This is a genomic window from Pseudomonas sp. ADAK13, assembly GCF_012935715.1.
GTDB lineage: Bacteria > Pseudomonadota > Gammaproteobacteria > Pseudomonadales > Pseudomonadaceae > Aquipseudomonas.
Map to the genome: position 1 here is coordinate 1,359,869 of NZ_CP052860.1, position 17,542 is coordinate 1,377,410.

Annotated in this window: 12 protein-coding genes; 11 read left to right on the forward strand and 1 reads right to left on the reverse strand. The window is 52.8% G+C overall.

The genetic code is table 11. The features are described from left to right. Positions 1 to 4: 4 nt before the first annotated feature. The 8 genes from HKK54_RS06470 to fic all read left to right on the forward strand — a co-directional run bounded on the left by HKK54_RS06470 (position 5) and on the right by fic (position 14,619). Positions 5 to 2,149 carry a hypothetical protein gene (locus HKK54_RS06470; RefSeq protein WP_169386397.1) on the forward strand — a complete coding sequence of 715 codons (2,145 nt, stop codon included), beginning with the start codon at positions 5 to 7 and terminating at the stop codon, positions 2,147 to 2,149. Next, a complete protein-coding gene (locus tag HKK54_RS06475) occupies positions 2,146 to 3,687 on the forward strand; it encodes a hypothetical protein (RefSeq protein WP_169386398.1) in 1,542 nt (513 codons plus the stop codon). Before HKK54_RS06470 ends, HKK54_RS06475 begins: the two co-directional genes overlap by 4 nt. Next, positions 3,680 to 9,163, forward strand: a complete 5,484-nt coding sequence (locus HKK54_RS06480; RefSeq protein ID WP_169386399.1) for an ATP-binding protein — start codon at positions 3,680 to 3,682, stop codon at positions 9,161 to 9,163. The genes HKK54_RS06475 and HKK54_RS06480 overlap by 8 nt, the downstream gene beginning before the upstream one ends. 24 nt (positions 9,164 to 9,187) lie before the next feature. Beyond that, positions 9,188 to 9,622 (forward strand): very short patch repair endonuclease, encoded by a 435-nt coding sequence (locus HKK54_RS06485; protein WP_169386400.1) that lies wholly within the window; start codon positions 9,188 to 9,190, stop codon positions 9,620 to 9,622. 258 nt (positions 9,623 to 9,880) lie between these two features. Next, on the forward strand, positions 9,881 to 10,498 hold the full coding sequence (locus HKK54_RS06490) for a deoxynucleoside kinase (protein ID WP_169386401.1): 618 nt from the start codon (positions 9,881 to 9,883) through the stop codon (positions 10,496 to 10,498). Beyond that, a complete protein-coding gene (locus tag HKK54_RS06495; protein ID WP_169386402.1) occupies positions 10,491 to 12,668 on the forward strand; it encodes a hypothetical protein in 2,178 nt (725 codons plus the stop codon). The genes HKK54_RS06490 and HKK54_RS06495 overlap by 8 nt, the downstream gene beginning before the upstream one ends. Further along, the gene (locus HKK54_RS33945; RefSeq protein ID WP_202026890.1) at positions 12,655 to 12,921 is read left to right on the forward strand and encodes a DUF3850 domain-containing protein; all 267 of its coding nucleotides are present in this window, start codon (positions 12,655 to 12,657) and stop codon (positions 12,919 to 12,921) included. Before HKK54_RS06495 ends, HKK54_RS33945 begins: the two co-directional genes overlap by 14 nt. Positions 12,922 to 13,497: 576 nt before the next feature. Continuing rightward, a complete protein-coding gene (fic, locus tag HKK54_RS06505; protein WP_169386403.1) occupies positions 13,498 to 14,619 on the forward strand; it encodes a protein adenylyltransferase Fic in 1,122 nt (373 codons plus the stop codon). Between the two features lie 123 nt (positions 14,620 to 14,742). On the opposite strand, the gene HKK54_RS06510 is transcribed toward fic, so the two are convergent. Next, complete coding sequence (locus HKK54_RS06510; protein ID WP_010174728.1) at positions 14,743 to 15,054, reverse strand: DUF6124 family protein; 312 nt, start codon at positions 15,052 to 15,054, stop codon at positions 14,743 to 14,745. Positions 15,055 to 15,456: 402 nt separating this feature from the next. Here HKK54_RS06510 and HKK54_RS06515 point away from each other — a divergent pair, with 402 nt between their 5' ends. The 3 genes from HKK54_RS06515 (at position 15,457) to HKK54_RS06525 (ending at position 17,541) form a co-directional block, all read left to right on the forward strand. Continuing rightward, positions 15,457 to 16,101: an NAD(P)H-dependent oxidoreductase gene (locus tag HKK54_RS06515; protein WP_169386404.1), complete on the forward strand. Its 645-nt coding sequence runs from the start codon at positions 15,457 to 15,459 to the stop codon at positions 16,099 to 16,101. After that, positions 16,040 to 16,396 carry a MerR family transcriptional regulator gene (locus HKK54_RS06520; RefSeq protein WP_169386405.1) on the forward strand — a complete coding sequence of 119 codons (357 nt, stop codon included), beginning with the start codon at positions 16,040 to 16,042 and terminating at the stop codon, positions 16,394 to 16,396. The genes HKK54_RS06515 and HKK54_RS06520 overlap by 62 nt, the downstream gene beginning before the upstream one ends. Positions 16,397 to 16,596: 200 nt before the next feature. Then, entirely contained in the window at positions 16,597 to 17,541 is a 945-nt protein-coding gene (locus HKK54_RS06525; protein WP_169386406.1) for an ATP-binding protein, read from the forward strand. Position 17,542: the final 1 nt, after the last annotated feature.

Below are 17,542 nucleotides of genomic sequence, written 5' to 3' on the forward strand. Positions count from 1 at the left end.
GGGAATGGATAGCACCCAAATGGAAGGGGCGCGCTACCCCGCTGCCCTTGTCGACTGGGCCGGCCATCACTCGGGGGGAGTGAAGCGGCTTTTAGACAACGAAAGCGGCCAGCCTAACAAACTATTATTAAGGACAAGCCTTCTGGCTCGACTCCAAGCCTGGGCCGAAAAGCTTCCGGCCGACAGCACGAGCATCCCGAGGATTATCCTTCTGGTTGGCGGACCAGGTAATGGAAAAACCGAAGCGATCGAGTCCACTATCCACTGCCTAGACGCGAGCCTAGGCTGTGGGGGACGGCTCATAAAAGAGCTGTCAAAGGCGTTCCATCCATCCGCGGGCTTCAAAGTCCCACGAATAGTAAGCGTCGATGCTGGAAGCCTTTCAAGATTCGATAGTAGCCTGAGCTTGGATATAGTTCAGGACGCCACTTCTACAGCTGGTCACGAGGGAAGCACTGCACCAGCACTCCTTATCGAGGAGCTCGGCAGGCTTCTGGATGGGCCACCATCCCAAGCTTACCTATGCTGCGTTAACCGTGGCGTCCTCGATGATGCGTTGATCCATGCTATCGACAATAATCTGGAAAAACCGCGCGTCATCCTCGAGGCTATTACGAGGGCTGTGAGCCTGGCGTACGATGCCCCTTCATGCTGGCCACTCGAAGGCTTCCCATCGATTGCAGTCTGGCCAATGGATGCAGAGTCCCTCCTAGTCAAACCTGACGACGAGACTTCGGCGCCAGCGGAAATCCTCATCGGCCAGGCCACTGCATCCAAAATGTGGCCCGCAAAGGGAGCATGTCCAGCGGGAGAAAAATGCCCCTTCTGTACCAGCCAGGCTATCTTAGCCAGAGACGAGCACCGAACTGCGTTACTAAAGATACTACGCTGGTATGAACTAGCCAGCGGCAAGCGTTGGAGCTTCCGTGACCTTTTCTCCCTTACCTCGTACTTGTTGGCTGGGCACCATCCTGTAGTTCATGACTCAGCAAGACACACACACCAATCAACACCTTGCCAATGGGCCGAGAACCTAGTCGAACTTGACCACAAAGCAGCAGGCACAAAAAAGCACAACCGACAAACGCTCACTGCGATTTTTCACCTAGCAACGTCAAGCTACCAACATGCACTTTTCCATCGTTGGGACAAGGATGCAGCGACCTCGCTCCGCCGTGATCTCAAAGACTTAGGGCTCGAAAAGGAGCTAGATGCCGAAGCTGGGCGAACCCTGATGGGGCTTGTGCATTTTCTCACAGAAAGAAAGACACATTACCTACCGGCTACAATTGCGCCATTGCTGGAAGGCCTTGTCGAGACCCTAGACCCAGCATTCGCAAGTCCCGACAGTCAGGTCGCCGTAAGTAGCCAGAGCATGATTAGCCTCGGCGACCTCGACATTCGCTTTAGTCGCTCCCTCGCCGGCGGAATAGAGTTCATCCGCAAATATAAAGTGTTATCGCGAAACGAGATTGAGCTACTCAAGCGACTCTCCAATGCAGACGAAATGCTTTCTATGCCAATTGTCCGACGAAGGAGACCCGTCGCAGCCAGTCGTGTTCAACATTTACTTCGCGACTTTGCTTGCCGCCTAGTCCGCAGAAGCATTTGCACCCGAACGGCAGTAGTTGCCGATTTCAAGATCCTGCAGGCTTTCCAACTAGTCGTCGAAGAGAATGACAAGCACCAGCTTTACGAGGTTGTGCAGCAAGTGAAGGGCCTGCTGAATACCGGTCAGGAATTCGAGGTCTCGCTGACCACTACATTTGGACAACCACTTCCACCCAAGCAACGTCAGGCGACATTGGTTGTGCCTCTACGTCAGGTCAGGATGCTGCCCCAGAACACTTCAGGGCGACCTCGCTCCCCAATCTGTTACCTCGGAGTCGGCCATGTGCAATCGGCGCAACCAATCCCTCTTACCTATGACTTGTTCAAGGCAGTGAAGGAGCTAGAAAGGGGGTTATCCCCTGCCTCCCTCCCTCGTACAGTCTTGGCCCTATTGGATACAACAAAAGCTCGTCTTTCTGGTTCCATTGTCCGGGATGAGGAACTTCTCGAGCATGCCAAAATTCGTATCGGGTCAGACGGCACTGTAGTAGCTCGTTCATGGGATGGCTTAGTTGCGAGCAAGGAGGAGGTCGTATGAGCCTTATGGAATTCAAGCAAGCACCTTGGCGCTTCTCCAATAGCATTTATCAGAAGTCGGCCCTAGCTATGAGCCCTGCGCCGGAATACGCAAGTTCAGAGGTCCTGCTAGCCTCGCTCTACCGGACGATAGGCTTTGGATCAGCGAGCGAAGGCAGCGTGCCACAGGCGGGACGAGATCTAGATAGGCGCATACAGAAGCTTCGAGAAAAGAGCCAACTGCCGCCAAGTGGAGCGGTGATTGGCGTGGATGCCTGGCATACCGTGCTTCACGGGATATTGGAGAGCCCAAAACTTCCTAACCAATCCTCTAAACGCTTTGTGCAGGTTACTCCTCTCGTACCAGGAGCAGCGATCTTCTCCGGCTCCGCTCGTCTAAGTAGCAACTCCTGGCCTGCCGGCAGCTTGATACGCCGGATGGTCTGCCTGGGTTCAAAGGATCAGGAATCAGCGCAGCGCCTTTGGGAACATCTCTTTGACTCTCTAAGTGTCAATGATAAAGACGACTTCTTCGCCCGCTGGCTTGAGCAGGAGACATCGTCGTGGAATCAAGGCGGAGGTACATGGTCTCTAGTGCGGATTCCGGAAGAGGAAGCGGCAACACTGACGGCATCCGACTTTCAGGAAATTCACTTCCTGCCAGCCAGACGATTTGCCAAAGACCTGCAAGCCATCATGCAGGCGAAAGACTCCATGACTCGCCGGCAATGGACTAGTTTATTAGAGGCTGTGTTGCGTCTAGGAGCAGTGTCCCATGTAACGTGGTTATGTGACGTCCACGCGAGAATTTGGAGCTGTCTCTCTACAGCACTTAACGAAGGCGCGGCGCCGAACGAGCAAGAGGTGAGGATCGCAATTTTCCCTGAGGCCCCGCAATACATGGCTTACGGCGGAAAGGCTCTTCAAGGTATCAAAGACAAGGTTTCCAGCTACCTAAACGCCAGGCTGGGGATCAATACGCTCCTTTGGTCACTCAAGCAAATAGGAGCCCCCTACGAGGGCGACTTCTCCTCAAGTAAAGGAGTTGCCGCACTTTGCCAGCATATCCAAAACCATAGAAATACACTCCTTCGCGCAGGGACTCTCGAAACCATTATCGATATACGCGAGCAAGAAGCTCGCGCGTTGCTATGCAGGAAAGGCATAGGCTCAAATCTGCTCGAGTTCGCGAGGCACGCGCTAGGGCAACGCCAGACTGCAGTCCCGTTGCTCAGAGGGTATGACCAGGGATATATCCTCAAGAAGAAAGGGAGCAGTCCATCCAGTCCATGGATCGTATCCCTTGGACCTGTAGCTGTGTTGGCTCTAGTCCACTGCGCCCTCGCCGGGATGGGTGGACCTCGCTCAATCCATAGACTAGGGCTACATCTCGAAGCCTACGGCGTTACCGTAGATAAGCACGATATAGCCAGGAATGACTTGGGGCACCAGCTAAGGATGCTCGGTCTTGTGCTCGATAGCCCAGATGCCGAGAGCGGCATGCTGCTATTGCCACCGTTCCACACGAGCCAAGTCCTTCAGGAATACGAACATGAATAAACTCGCAAACTGGCTCGCAACAATTGTCCGTGAAAAAGCGTCGGGGGCAACGCAGGGGCTTAGCGGCAAGAAATTTGAGTACCGGCTGATTTTCCGCGGCCCACCCCTCGAGATTCTCGAGCAAGTGTACGAGGAGCTCGCCCGTGATGGGGGAATTCAAGTTATGTCTGGGATAGACGGTAGTATGGTGACTCTACCGGTACTGCTCCAGTATCCAACCGACGAGATGAATAGCCATAAGCTTCGTATCGGGGAGTCTGGCAAATGCGATAACGACCACTTGCTGGATGTACGAAATGATCCAAATAATTCCAGTTTCGTTGCGCTAGTTCCTGCTGGCCAGCACAACAACCTTTCGATCGAATCTTCAAGTGATGTCTTCGGCATGAGTGCCGATCTCGAAAAATGGTGGGACGACGGTTTTGTGCAGCAATCGGTAAATGTGGCACTGACCGTCGCAGGTATCGTAGATTCGCAGAGAGACGATGCGAAGCAATTAATCCGTGCAGCTGCAAACTCCATCGACGAAGTGGATTCAGAACACGCCAACCACGCCGCTTCATGGCGCATGCTATCTCGCATATTTTCGATAGAGACCGCCCAACTACATCTCTCATCTGGAAATGCGCTTGCTCTGGCATGCGGTCTCCCCCCAATGGCAGACAATGGGGTCTCGTCGAAGGCACAGCTCTCCGTCATAGCTAAAATTGCAGATGAGCTTGCGGATGGTTTCAAGACTGGTATTGAACGTCTAGCACACGGTGCCCCTAACGATATTGTTCAAGCTCTTCGAGAATTGCTCCACCACCTTCAAACAAGCTGCGACGTACCTACAGCCTTTGAACGAGCAACCCAGGCTTTTTATTTGCCAGGGAAAACTCTATCCCTAGTTTCTCCGCCCCGTTGGTGGACGTTGCTAACTATAGAGCAATGGACTGATCTGCTTGCCGACGAGCCCGATGAAGTCATCGGAGAGATCAGCATTCGATGCACGAATAGTATTATTCCCGCAACCAAGGGCTTACCAGCGATCGTGCGCGACAAGGTGGAACTAGCCATCTCTACGAGCGAAAGCGGTCAACCAGAAGAGTTTCTACTGACGGGAGGTTCCTATGGTAAGGCGCCAACCCCGTTACTAGCATCCTCTAGCGGAATTAATGAATACACAGATCGTCTCCCTCCCGCACATAAGACACCGATAACCTATAAGGTCACCTCTACGGGGTGTAAGCCTGCAAGTATCCGGGTTATTTCCTTAATAAACTGGAAGCCAGGGATACTGGTAACCTGCCGGCTAGCGACAAAACTATCGCCGCCTAAGAAACCTAGTAAAAAGACTGCAGCGATGGACTGGGAGACATCCCTTTCGCTGCCTGGTTCGGGTCGATATGAGCTGCGTCTCCATCTGTCACCAGGAGCAACCATCGGCAACGTGGAGGGAATGCCTGACGATGCTACTGAACTAGAAGGGCAGCAACAATCCCTCGACGCGCGCCTCGTAGGAGAGGATGAATATCTAGTAGAAGTGGAGGCCGACGGTAAGTATCAATTAGATATAGCCTTCAACCTCTTGGGCGATACCTCCCCTCAAACTTGCAGAGTTTACCTTGCTTGCGATGAGGCAAAGGAGGAAGGCTGCCGGAGCGAGTTCGAGCGCCTAATCAAGTTGAACCGTCGACATCTCGAAAAATTCGATACCAAGGCCGTCGTGCATCTGGACCGGAATGCGCGCGCCTCAAGCCTGCAGTCTTGGATACTTGAGGAGCAGAACGTAGCCGAATCGTTCAGACCCCTAGTGATAGCAGATGACTACGTATCTAGTTGGGTTCCACCCAACTGGAATGCCCCTAATGGCCCCATTCTCTCGCAAGGCCGCTTCCTGCATGACCCGCGCCCCAATATCCTGAGCTTCCAGCCACCAAATGGATTCGTGGAAACTCGCCAAGAGATTGCAAAATACATACGAGGCGAAGACCAAGCGGGGCTCATCGAGTCTGCGACGCTAGGAGCCTGGCTCTCGGAAGACACTGAGTTTCGCGTTCTCGCCGAAACCTATCTCGATGCTTACATGTCTTGGCTCGACACTGACCCGGACATTGCTTGTTGGATAGATACCGTTGCAGTCTGCTCGCTAGAACTAGACGAACGAACCCTGAGTAGAATTCCAGAAGCAATCATCCTTTCCCCCCTTCATCCATTACGACTTGCATGGCATTGTCTTGCTCAGAAAGTCCTACGGGACGAGGTGGAAGGCGATTCACCCTTGCCCTGTCCGGCGGCAAGTATTTTTGACCCAGATTGTGTTCCCGACCTGCTGACCATCTCGCTTCAGTCTCCGAGTGGCGTTGAGCGGATAGACTTCTTGTCCGTCGAATGCAGTTCCGACTACTGGTCTGTTCTTTGGAATGGCTCTCGCCTGGGCCAGCTACCAGCCCGTACCCGCCGCCCCCCATTCGACAACACCTTCGGCCTAACTGTCGGCGGTATCTCAAGTGGATTCAGCCCCGCTCAGGTTTCGCGCGCACTCGACGATGTAACCAACCTTCTTGCAGCAAAGCCCATTATCAGTCTAGTAGTGTCTAGCGCAGGCGGTACCACCGATGCCTGCAACGAAGGTTTGACCAACTGGTGTACAAAGCGGTTTGGTAACGGAGGCGCGAACACACCTATGCAAAGCGTCGGTGCGAAGATTTTGGAAGTTTTCGACACTAGGCTTTCAGGAAGGCCTGACCAGGCCACTATCGCCAACCTCTCCGAGGACACCGATAACCACGTTCGCTGGTATGACAAACAACCGTTAGGCGCCACGCCGGATCTAGGCATTATTGCACAACTGGATTCGGCAGAACCTGGCTCCAAGGATGTAGGCATGCTCTCACCGATGGGCGTTGGCGGCCTAATCAGACACAGGGTCAGGCGTCAGCTTCAAGGCTCATTCTTAAGTGAATCCCGTCAAGGCCGGCAGATGCCTCCCTCTGGCGAACAATTCGCCGACAAGGTTTCAGCATGCATGCTTATGGTTGAACGGATGAGGGACCGTAAGGTTGGCCTGCAGTTCTCGCCTAGCGTCCACGCAGTGTCCGACATGCTTAAGGAAAATAGCGCCGGCTATGTTGCAGTCTCGTCTTCTGCAATTGACCCAGCTTGCTTTTTGGGTGGTTGGATCGAAGGCACTTACCTATGGGACTACGACCTCCCTTCGTACTCCCATCGCGCAGGCGATACCAGCGGCTACTACCTCTTGTCACAGGTCAAGCAAGCCGATCGTGATGCCTTACGCCGTGTTCTGAAGCCCCTTCCAGGATGCGACAACTTAGACGACTCAAAGATCGAGCAGATTCTCCTAGAGGTCGCTAGAAGAGGAATCCCCACCGTTCGCGGTCTCTCCGGAGACGATACAGGCGCTACAGGCGACCTGGGCTTATTCCTAGCGGTCCGACTCCTTCAAGACCAGTTCCGGACCGAAGGAAACCTGAACAGCTTGTTACCAGTGCTCGCGGGTTCGCCAGAGGAAATCACAATCGCAATAATCGTTCCCGTCGACCCGTTCAGAGGTTATCTTGCCGACCTTGCACGCTCCCTCGGCAAGGAGCGCAAAGACACCTCCCTTTCACGCCCCGACCTGCTTGTCGTCGGCGTGCGAATCAGCAGCGGCAAAGTTCACCTGCATCTGACGCCGATAGAGGTCAAGTGCCGCCAAGGAAGCGTGTTCGGAGTCACCGACTCCGTCGAAGCCCTTTCTCAAGCCAGAGCACTCTCAAAACTCTTGCAAGCCATCGAGGAACGCGCCAACAAATCTTTGGCATGGAGCCTGGCCTACCAACATCTACTACTCTCGATGATTGGCTTTGGCTTACGAGTCTACAGTCAGCATCAGGCAGTAGAAGGACATTCTACCCGCTGGGCCGGGTACCACGAGCTAATCGCCGCAGCGATCCTCGATCCTGACTCGAGACCTACTCTAGACTTACGGGGACGACTTATCGTCGTCGACGAATCAAGCCTCAGCGGCCCACATAATCGTGATGGCGACAATTTCGACGAGACGATTGTCATTTCAAGTAAGGATGCAGGTCGTATCGTACTCGACGGTGATCCACAGTCATTCTACGACGCCGTGCGGGCCAAGGTGGGCGATTGGGGATTATTACCTCCCCTGCTAGCCCAGAATACCAGCTCGCCTCCTTTCGACAGTTCTGCGGCGGAAAGCGAGCGGTCGGTAGACCCTTCGATAATTTCAAACAACGAACCCGTTGTGCAGTTAATCAATGAAGAAACATCCTCCAGCAATTCAAATGGAGAGATCGCACCTTCCTTAACACCTGACGAGTTTGGCGCAGGCGTAATCCTCTCCGTAGGCAAAACAGTTGATGGTTTCGAGCCAAGACAGCTAAGCCTGAACATATCCGATACTCGACTCAATCAGTTGAACATCGGTGTGGCAGGTGACCTCGGCACAGGTAAGACCCAATTCCTCAAGTCGCTTATCCTGCAGATATCCAGAGCCAGTGATGCAAACCGTGGGATCAAGCCACGCTTCTTGATCTTCGATTATAAGAGCGACTTTAGTAGTCCGGATTTCGTAGAGGCTACCGGGGCAAAGGTGGTGAAGCCCTATCACCTTCCCCTGAACCTCTTCGACATCACTGGAATGGGGGAATCTTCAGCACCATGGCTGGATCGCTTCCGGTTTTTCGCAGATGTCCTCGACAAGGTTTACTCGGGAATAGGCCCCGTGCAGCGGGACAAACTCAAAGCAGCTGTCCGTAACGCGTACGAGGCAGCTAATGCTCAAGACCGCCAGCCTACGATCTACGACATCCATGCAGAGTACAGAGAAATACTTGGCGGGAAGTCGGACGCACCAATGGCGATCATTGACGATCTGGTGGACATGGAGGTGTTTGCAAAGGCCAAAGGGGAAACAAAACCTTTTGACGAATTCTTCGATGGCGTTGTGGTGATATCCCTAAGCTCCATGGGACAAGACGACCGCAGCAAAAACATGCTCGTTGCCATCTTACTAAACATGTTTTACGAGAACATGCTCAAGGTACCCAAGCGAGCTTTTACTGGCACCGACCCGCAGCTCAGGGCGATCGACTCCTACCTACTGGTGGACGAAGCCGACAATATCATGCGTTACGAGTTCGACGTTCTACGCAAGCTTTTGCTGCAGGGCCGGGAATTTGGCACTGGCGTGATCCTAGCATCGCAATTCCTTAGGCACTTTAAGGTCGGCGCGACCGACTACAGGGAACCACTACTCTCCTGGTTTATCCACAAGGTACCAAACATCACGCCAGCCGAACTGGGAGTCCTCGGCTTTACATCGGATCTTGCCGAACTATCAGAACGTGTGAAGACGCTACCTAATCATCACTGCCTGTATAAGTCTTTCGATGTTTCGGGAGAGGTAATTCGTGGGCTTCCTTTCTACGAACTGGTTAAGGAGGGAGATGAAAGCCCGGCCTAAGAGCTCTGCGCCTGGAGGTCGGATATGACCGACTTCCTCTCCCCTAAAGAGCGGTCAGAACGGATGGCGCGGATCAAGGGGAGTAACACTCGCCCAGAAATAGCACTGCGTAAGGCGTTACATAGTCTCGGCCTCCGCTACCGGCTAAATGGGGCTGACTTACCCGGAAAGCCCGACCTTGTGTTTCCTAGGTACAAGGCCGTGGTTTTCGTTCACGGTTGCTTTTGGCATAGGCATGTCGACTGCAACATCGCCACGATACCGAAAAGCAACACAGCATTTTGGGTTGAAAAATTTGAGAAAAATGTCGCTCGAGATGACCGAGTGACAAAGCTGCTCGAAACAGCCGGATGGAGAGTATTTGTCGTCTGGGAATGCCAGCTTGGGTCGGCCAGAAGGGCGAAGGCAACTGGTGAATGCATGGCGGAACTGATAAGAGAAAAACATGGGAATTTTTAAAATAATCAAAAGGGTAAGGCGAAAAGCCTCATCTCATGACGTTGGTTTTTTCTTGAAATATTCTTTTAATCGAAAAACTGACCTGACCTGCCAGAATTTAGGTACGCGGCACAGCATTCCCATGTAAAGCGAGGAGCCATGCTTTATCATCTCGCTTCGAGCGCCTGGCATCGACCACTTGGCTATTTTCGATGCTGGCTATCCGCGCAATTGTGATCCAAGATCACACAGTAAATAGCTTACTACTAAGGATTATTGATGGTCACTCTAGCCCCCAAAGAGACACCCGAACAGTTATCGGGGCGGAGGATTGAAATCCTTGGAGTGTTCGGCTCCGGCAAGACAACGCTCGCCAGGAAGCTTGTCGCGGAGTCTAACGAGACTCAGCCACTGCTTGCCGAGCAACACGAACAAAACCTATTCTGGGGCGCCGAACGTCATAACCAAATTCTCGGTTACCTTCCCTACGATCTTTCTTTTCTGATGCAACACGCACATTTGGTAGCGAGCATCAACTCCGACGTAATTCACTTTTGCGATTGGTCTTTCGGATCCGATAGAGTTTGGGCGTCAATGCGCCTCGATAGTGACTTTTCCGCATATGAAGTTGTTTCAGACATCATCCTGAAAAAGCTACCTTCGCCTCTAGGTTACCTTTATCTAAAACAACCTGTAGAGTTGATTTCGAAACGTCTCGGTTTGAGAGGACGAGTTGAAGAACGAAACTTTTTAAATTACGTGAAAGCGGCTGCCGAACAGCTAGATGAATTTGCCCGAACACTTTCGTCGAATCAAGTCCTGGAGGTCACAGATGATGTCTCGCTTGCTGAGATTTATGCTTGGCTTGAAAAGCGAGAGGAGAATGGCGATGAATAATATCGCTACCCCCCCCGCAACGGAAGCACTTAAAGCGTATAAAGTTGATGGCACGGCCCTGTATTTAGTCGGTACTTTTGATACTGGCGTAACGGTGTTTAGCCAGCAAACGCGTGCGCTTAACCTCGCTTGGGCGGCGGTAGAATCAGGGCTTGTACCTACTACATCAATGGAGCCGACCGACATAACAGCTCCATTGTTTAAAATAGCAATAGTGGGTGCTGGCTTTGCAGGATTATCAGTTGCTGCAGGATTAATTTCAAAAGGTGCAGTCGCGGATATCACAATATTCGAACAAAGAGACACACTTCTCCCACTTCAGCAGGGAAGTGACTCGCGATGGTTACACCCTCGCATTTATGATTGGCCTCGAGAAGGCAGCCAGGCAAGCGTGGCAATGTTGCCCGTCCTGAATTGGACAGCGGCTCGAGCTTCTGATGTAGTGGTTCAGGTACTTTCTGAGTGGAAAAAAACTCTTGTCGGCTCAGATAGGAAACCTACTCTATATTGCAACACCCGACACCTCCAAATACACGAATGTGCTGATGGCACGGCTCGTTTGAAACTTGAATGGGTTGGTGAAAAAAGAACAGCAATAGATGGCACTACTGTTCAGGACAGTTCGCAGAGCAATGTCGGTCGATCCGATACTTTTGATCTGGTTATTCTAGCAATCGGGTTCGGAGTTGAACGGGACGGCGCGCTTTCTTACTGGCGAAATGAAACGATGGGACAGCCGAGCTTAGACCAACCTCGCCGCACATTCTTGGTTTCCGGCCAAGGAGATGGGGCAATGATTGACGTGCTGCGTCTCCGCATCTCACAGTATCGACAAGATCGTATCCTTGAAGAGCTCTTCAATGATAAAAAAAGCCTGTTCACTCTCATTCAAAAACTACACACTAAGTATACAGATGACGAGCATCGAAAAGGACTATTCGCTGACTTTGAAGCTTTAGAATGCAACGAGAACACTAGTGCCGCGTTCGAGGAGGTAATAAAACAGCTTTCAAGGCGCCTTCGACGAGATACAGATGTAATATTACATCTACAAGTAAAGAACCTGTCGCAGTTACTCGACCCACCAACCTCTCGAATTTCTTTTCAAAATAAAGCTCTTATATTTTTTCTCTATAAATGCGGTGGCTTTGTACCTTCGACCTTAGACGAAGAAAAGTTAATTAAGCAACACTCTATTCATAAGAGCAACATTGTGCGGCGTCATGGTACACACCGCGATGACCAACTTATGGCGATTTTGTCTGACCACCTCTATAAAGCAATAAACACTAGGCGTGGCGACGCTAAGCCGGATCCATTCTCTCAGCCTGACCGTGCACGCTGGCCAGGCGGTTACTTCGACACGCGGGGTAAAAGCCAAGACAGCTTTATGGTCAATGATACTCAGCGTGCACACTGGCGAAAAGAATATTTACCCGGCCCGACGGAACTGATGGCGACCGCTTTCTGCGCTACACTCGCCGGGTTGATTTGTTCCCGCCACACAGAGCCAGGGCGTCTAAGAGTAACCTTACATCGCGCGATATCTTTCGGGGACGAAGAGCTACTACAGCAAGCTTGCGATTATCAGGGGACAGACACGGCCAGAGGAGACAAAACAGCGGCAGCAAGAACTTTTCCAGCGAATAATGGAACGATAGGAATTGCATACCGCTGTCGAAAAATTGTCAGATCCGTATCAAAAATAGCTTCCGAGCAATTAAGTGAAGCAATGGACTCATTGCAACTCAACGAAGCATCGAGAACAATGTCTAGCGGGGTGAAATTCGTGCTGGCCATTCCACTACTAGAGCCAGATAGTTCATCCACCGGCGCACCTGCCGTAGCCGGAGTTATATATATTGACAGCGAAGCAGAAAACTTCTTTATAAAAAACGAAGAGCTTGTTGAGCTTGTGCGAATGACCGCAGAATTACTTGACGCACTGACCAGAGCAAATAGACAGCCTTTCGACAGAATTAGGAATATTGAACTTTCCAGTACAAGCAACCAGTCAAAATCAGCTGACGACCTACCTCCGAAAGCAGAAAATACTTTGGAACTTGTAACCGAAATAGCTCCACCACAAACTATGGAATCACTAAACCTGAATTTCGATTACTCGGACTTTTCTCCTGCACTCGAGGAAAATAAAGTTGAACACGCATGAACTAAAAAGCTGGCCTAAATTTTTTGGCCAACTGTCTATCGGTCTTCGAACACACGAGCTACGTCGAAATGATCGAAACTATCAGATTGGGGATTATGTTAACCTTCGCGAGTACGATCCTAAAACCCAGAAATATACAGGCCGCAACTGCATAGTCGAGATTACTTCAATGACTTCAATTGACGAGCCTTGTGCCGTTTCTGATGTGGCCTTGCATCAGGAGTTTTGTATTTTTAGCGTGAGACTGATCTGACCACAAATATTTTGCTGTAGGTAGAATCTTTGGGGGCGAACGCCCTAGGAAAACCGTAACATCAAAGCATCAAGACGAAGATCTGCTGCTCGGCAAAAGAACGGACCAAGCAGGAAGCATGGATGAGATTGGCATTTGCTCAATACCAAAACCCCTCACGCGCGCGCTGGATGGGGGGACAATTGGGGGAACAGAGAGCGTATTATAAAAATTTATCTTTAAAATCAACAACTTATCTATCAAAAAAGCCGACCACAAGCCGGCTTTTTAATGCTTGGAGAAAAGTACTGCACTTATCAAGCATCAGACTCTTTGGGGAACTTGCCAACCGCCCCAACGAGTACTCAAGCACTCTCTTCCATTCGCAGAACCTCCGCCCTATACGTCGCTAAAACCTCTTTTCAAGAACACGTTGGGTGAACGTGTCGCCACCAACGACACAAAAACATATCGTGTCGCAGAAATCAAAATCCAGCGACACGTAAGGCACGCATGTTTACACTGACGCTACGAAAGGGTGCTCTGATGAGCCCTCCTTGCCTTTAGATGGAAACTTCAAAGACCAGGCCCCCATCCATGACCACATCCCACCTTCCCTGGCAGGCTGACAAGCCCTATAACCAGCTTCCCCCCTTGCCTCCGACCACTGAGCTGGAAACCCGTGCAGTGCTCAAACGTTGCATTGAGGCCCGCACAGCCTTGGCCGAGCTGAAGCAGGCGGCGGAGTTGATCCCAAACCAGACAATGCTGATCAACACCATCCCATTGCTGGAAGCCAAGGACAGTTCGGAGATCGAAAGTATTGTCACCACCACGGACTTGCTTTTTCAGCATGCTCAAAATGGAGATAGCCATGCCGATCCGGCGACCAAGGAAGCACTGCGCTACCGCAGAGCTCTGCAAAAAGGTTATCAATCGTTGGCCGAACGCCCACTCTCCACAGGTACTGCAGTCGAAATCTGCCGCACGCTGAAGGGCGTGAACATGGATATACGTCGGGTGCCAGGTGTCCAGTTAGCCAATGACCGAACCGGAGAGATTATCTATACACCACCGGAAGGCGAAGATCGCTTGCGTGACATGCTCGCCGACTGGGAGCGTTTCCTGCACAACGAGACCGACCTGGATCCACTGGTACGTATGGCAGTAGGTCACTATCAATTCGAAGCCATTCACCCCTTCACCGACGGCAATGGCCGTACCGGGCGAGTGCTCAACACTCTGTACCTGATCCAGGAAGGCCTGCTGAATCTACCGATTCTCTACCTTAGCCGTTACATCATTGCCCATAGGGCCGATTACTACCGCTTGTTGCTAGACGTCACTCGCGAACAAGCCTGGGAGCCCTGGCTGCTGTACATGCTCAGCGCCGTGGAGGAAACAGCACGCTGGACCTGTGCAAAAATTGCCGCTATCCGCAGCCTGTCCGAGCACACCTCTCAGTTTGTTCGTGAGCAGTTGCCGAAAACCTATTCCCGCGAGCTGGTAGACGTCATTTTCGAACAGCCCTACTGCCGTATCAGCAACGTAGTCGACAAACAGATTGCACAGCGTCAAGCGGCCTCCCGCTACCTCAAAGAGCTAGTCGCCATTGACGTTCTGCAAGAGGTGCAGGTTGGAAAGGAAAAGCTCTTCATTCATCCCAAACTGATGCAGCTACTCACTCGCGACCGCAATGACTTCAAGCCATACGCCTGAGGGGACCGCTTTAATCCATGGCGATCGTCTGCCGGGATTTCCGCCCCTGAGCCATGATGATAAGCATTTGGTCAGTAGATCGCTGACCAAATGCATCGCAACCTCAGCGTGGGCTTAGGATCCTCACCTCGGCTGCAAACAATCCAGCGCTCGATCCACCACCACCTTCGACATTTCCACCAAATGCATCACCGCCCGCTGCGAACCATTCAGCGGCTCGGTCGACGCCTGGGCGGTCGCCACGGCGCAATGCAACAGCTCGGCAGCATGAGCCAGCGCATCTTCGAAACTCAGTTCGTCATCAACGGTAAACGGGTTGGGTGAAGGCTGCGCATCCGGCGCTTTGAGGTAGCGATCAATCACTCGGCGCGAGGCATCAGTGTCGCGGAGTAAGGCTTTGTGGAAGGCGGGTGGATCGGGGGTAACTTTGACCATGGTAGAACTCCTAGCAGTGAGTTGAACCACTAACTTCTCGCGACTAAACGATCAGAAGGTGGCAGCTGTACGCAGGTTAGTCGACCGGCCGCTAGGCACCGGCGCACCCGAAGGTGCCCTGCGCACAGCCACCATAAAGTGCAGGCGATAAATACCTGGCTTTGAGATGGCGCTGTGCGCCTAGCGTTGTCCGGGCGACTAAACCCGATCACCGAATATGCAGTGACGGAACGCAGACTAGTCGCGGGATTTTGCTGGCGCAAGCGCTTGGAATTCTCTAGGAAACGTCCTGCAAATGAAAGGGATGAGTCTTCCTGGCCATTCCCAATCACTGCCACTTCTTGACTCTCCCCTTAAGGTCACACCTCACCCTGAACGCCCAACTTTCAGGACTCCACCACCATGAGCCAAAGCATCCTGGTCATCCTCGGCCATCCTTCGAGCACCAGCTTCTGCTCTGCCCTCACCGACACCTACATCACCCGGGCCAAAACTGCCGGCCACGAAGTACGCGTTCTGCGCCTGGGCGACCTGACGTTCGACCCCATCTTGCACAACGGCTACAGCCAGGTCCAACCCCTGGAGCCGGACCTGCTCAACGCCCAGTCCGACATCCTGTGGGCCAATCATCTGACATTTGTTTTCCCCATCTGGTGGGGCGGCATCCCGGCGTTGATGAAGGGTTTTATCGACCGGATTTTCCTGTCCGGTTTCGCCTTCAAATATCGCAAGGGCAAGGCCTTCCCCGAGAAACTCCTGAAGGGCCGAACCGCGCATTTGCTGGTGACCCTCGACTCGCCGCAGTGGTATTACAGGTGGTTCTACCGCATGCCTGCGCTGCATCAGATGCGCAAGACGACGCTGGCGTTCTGTGGCATCCACCCGATCAAGACGTTGCAGTTCGGACCGGTGCTGGGCTCCACGCCAGCGCAGCGGGAACAATGGCTGAAACAGGCCGGCGCACTCTTTGGGAAAAGGACTTTTCATGTACATCGGCAAAGCCGCGCAATTGTCGGGCACCACGATCAAGGCGATTCGTCACTATGAGGCGATCGGCCTGTTGCCGCCGCCGCAACGGGAAGGCCGTTATCGGATTTACTCCGCAGAGAGCGTCGAACTGCTGAAGTTCATCAAGTGTGCTCAACAGTTGGGTTTCAAGCTCAAGGAACTGCTGGGCATTCTGCATAGCGCCCAGGGCGATGAGCTGCCTTGGCATAAGGCAAATAAAGCGATTGCAGACAAAAAACAGCAACTGTCCCATCAGATTGAAGCTCTCCAACGTGTATATACGGACCTGGTCAAGTTTGAAGCGAGCTGGACTGGTCACTGTCAGCCTGAGTAATCTCCGGTTGCCAATAAATGACCTTCGCCTAAAGGATGGTAGCAACTAGCCACCCCCTGTAGTAGGCTCCTATCCAATTGACAACATCTCCCAGGCCCGGCAGTACAAGGCAGTTACCATGTCACAGCGAAGGATCCGCTCTGTTGGCCCAAGGCTCTGCTGCACCTGCCTAACGGCCCCCGCTCACTCCAGGCTCTCCCATGACTGATATTCCCCCTTCGATCGCCCATCGGCGTTTATCGGAGGCGATGCCCCCTGCGCTGCAAACACCTCTGCGCGAAGCGCGTTTCAACCTTTCGCGGGATGTGGTGCTGCCCGCGCGCACCCGCCTGCAGTTGGATGAGTGCCTGGCACGCCTGCGCTTTCATACGAAGATCTATCAGGACTGGGGCTTTGCTGCCGTAGACCCAATGGGCATGACCGCCATCTTGAACTTCTATGGCCCGCCCGGGACCGGCAAAACCTTATGTGCCGAGGCCCTCGCCGGTCAGCTTGGGCTGCCGTTCATGGCGCTGGGTATTGCTGAGCTGGAAAGCAAATTCATGGGCGATACGGCCAAGAACATTCAGACGACCTTCGAACAGGCCCGGCAAACCGGGTCTCTGCTGTTCTTCGATGAAGCCGACACGTTGCTGGGCAAGCGCTTGTCGTCCGTAACCCAGGGCGTGGACAACGAGGTCAATGCCATGCGCTCGACCTTGCTGATCGAGCTGGAGCGTTTCGAGGGCATCGTGGTGTTTGCCACCAATTTTGCCAAGAATTATGACGAAGCCTTTCGCAGCAGGATCGGTTACCACGTCGAATTCTGTTTGCCCGACCTGGGCGCCCGGCAACAGCTTTGGGAGCGTTTTCTGGTGCCGCAGATTCCGCTAGCCGGGCCGCGCGAAGCGTTGATCGACAGTGCCAGCCTACGTTCCGACGGGCTATCTGGCCGAGAAATCCGCACGTGCATGCGCCTGGCACTGCCCAAGTCTTTTCTTGCCGCCGAGAAAAACGGCGTGCCCCCGTGCCTGCACGCCGAGCACTTGCACGCCGCTATCGATGAAGTCCTGGCCAGTCACCACCAGGTAGCAACACCGCCTTCCACCCGAATACACAGCGAGCAGGACGTGGCCCGTGCCAAGAGCCTGCTAGGCCTTCAATAAC

Excerpts from the sequence above, each read along its gene's own strand:
- fic (WP_169386403.1), top strand. The coding sequence starts at position 13,498 with ATGACCACATCCCACCTTCCCTGGCAGGCTGACAAGCCCTATAACCAG.
- HKK54_RS06525 (WP_169386406.1), top strand. The coding sequence starts at position 16,597 with ATGACTGATATTCCCCCTTCGATCGCCCATCGGCGTTTATCGGAGGCG.
- HKK54_RS06470 (WP_169386397.1), top strand. The coding sequence starts at position 5 with ATGGATAGCACCCAAATGGAAGGGGCGCGCTACCCCGCTGCCCTTGTC.
- HKK54_RS06475 (WP_169386398.1), top strand. The coding sequence starts at position 2,146 with ATGAGCCTTATGGAATTCAAGCAAGCACCTTGGCGCTTCTCCAATAGC.
- HKK54_RS06480 (WP_169386399.1), top strand. The coding sequence starts at position 3,680 with ATGAATAAACTCGCAAACTGGCTCGCAACAATTGTCCGTGAAAAAGCG.
- HKK54_RS06485 (WP_169386400.1), top strand. The coding sequence starts at position 9,188 with ATGACCGACTTCCTCTCCCCTAAAGAGCGGTCAGAACGGATGGCGCGG.
- HKK54_RS06510 (WP_010174728.1), bottom strand. The coding sequence starts at position 15,054 with ATGGTCAAAGTTACCCCCGATCCACCCGCCTTCCACAAAGCCTTACTC.
- HKK54_RS06490 (WP_169386401.1), top strand. The coding sequence starts at position 9,881 with ATGGTCACTCTAGCCCCCAAAGAGACACCCGAACAGTTATCGGGGCGG.
- HKK54_RS06495 (WP_169386402.1), top strand. The coding sequence starts at position 10,491 with ATGAATAATATCGCTACCCCCCCCGCAACGGAAGCACTTAAAGCGTAT.
- HKK54_RS06520 (WP_169386405.1), top strand. The coding sequence starts at position 16,040 with ATGTACATCGGCAAAGCCGCGCAATTGTCGGGCACCACGATCAAGGCG.
- HKK54_RS06515 (WP_169386404.1), top strand. The coding sequence starts at position 15,457 with ATGAGCCAAAGCATCCTGGTCATCCTCGGCCATCCTTCGAGCACCAGC.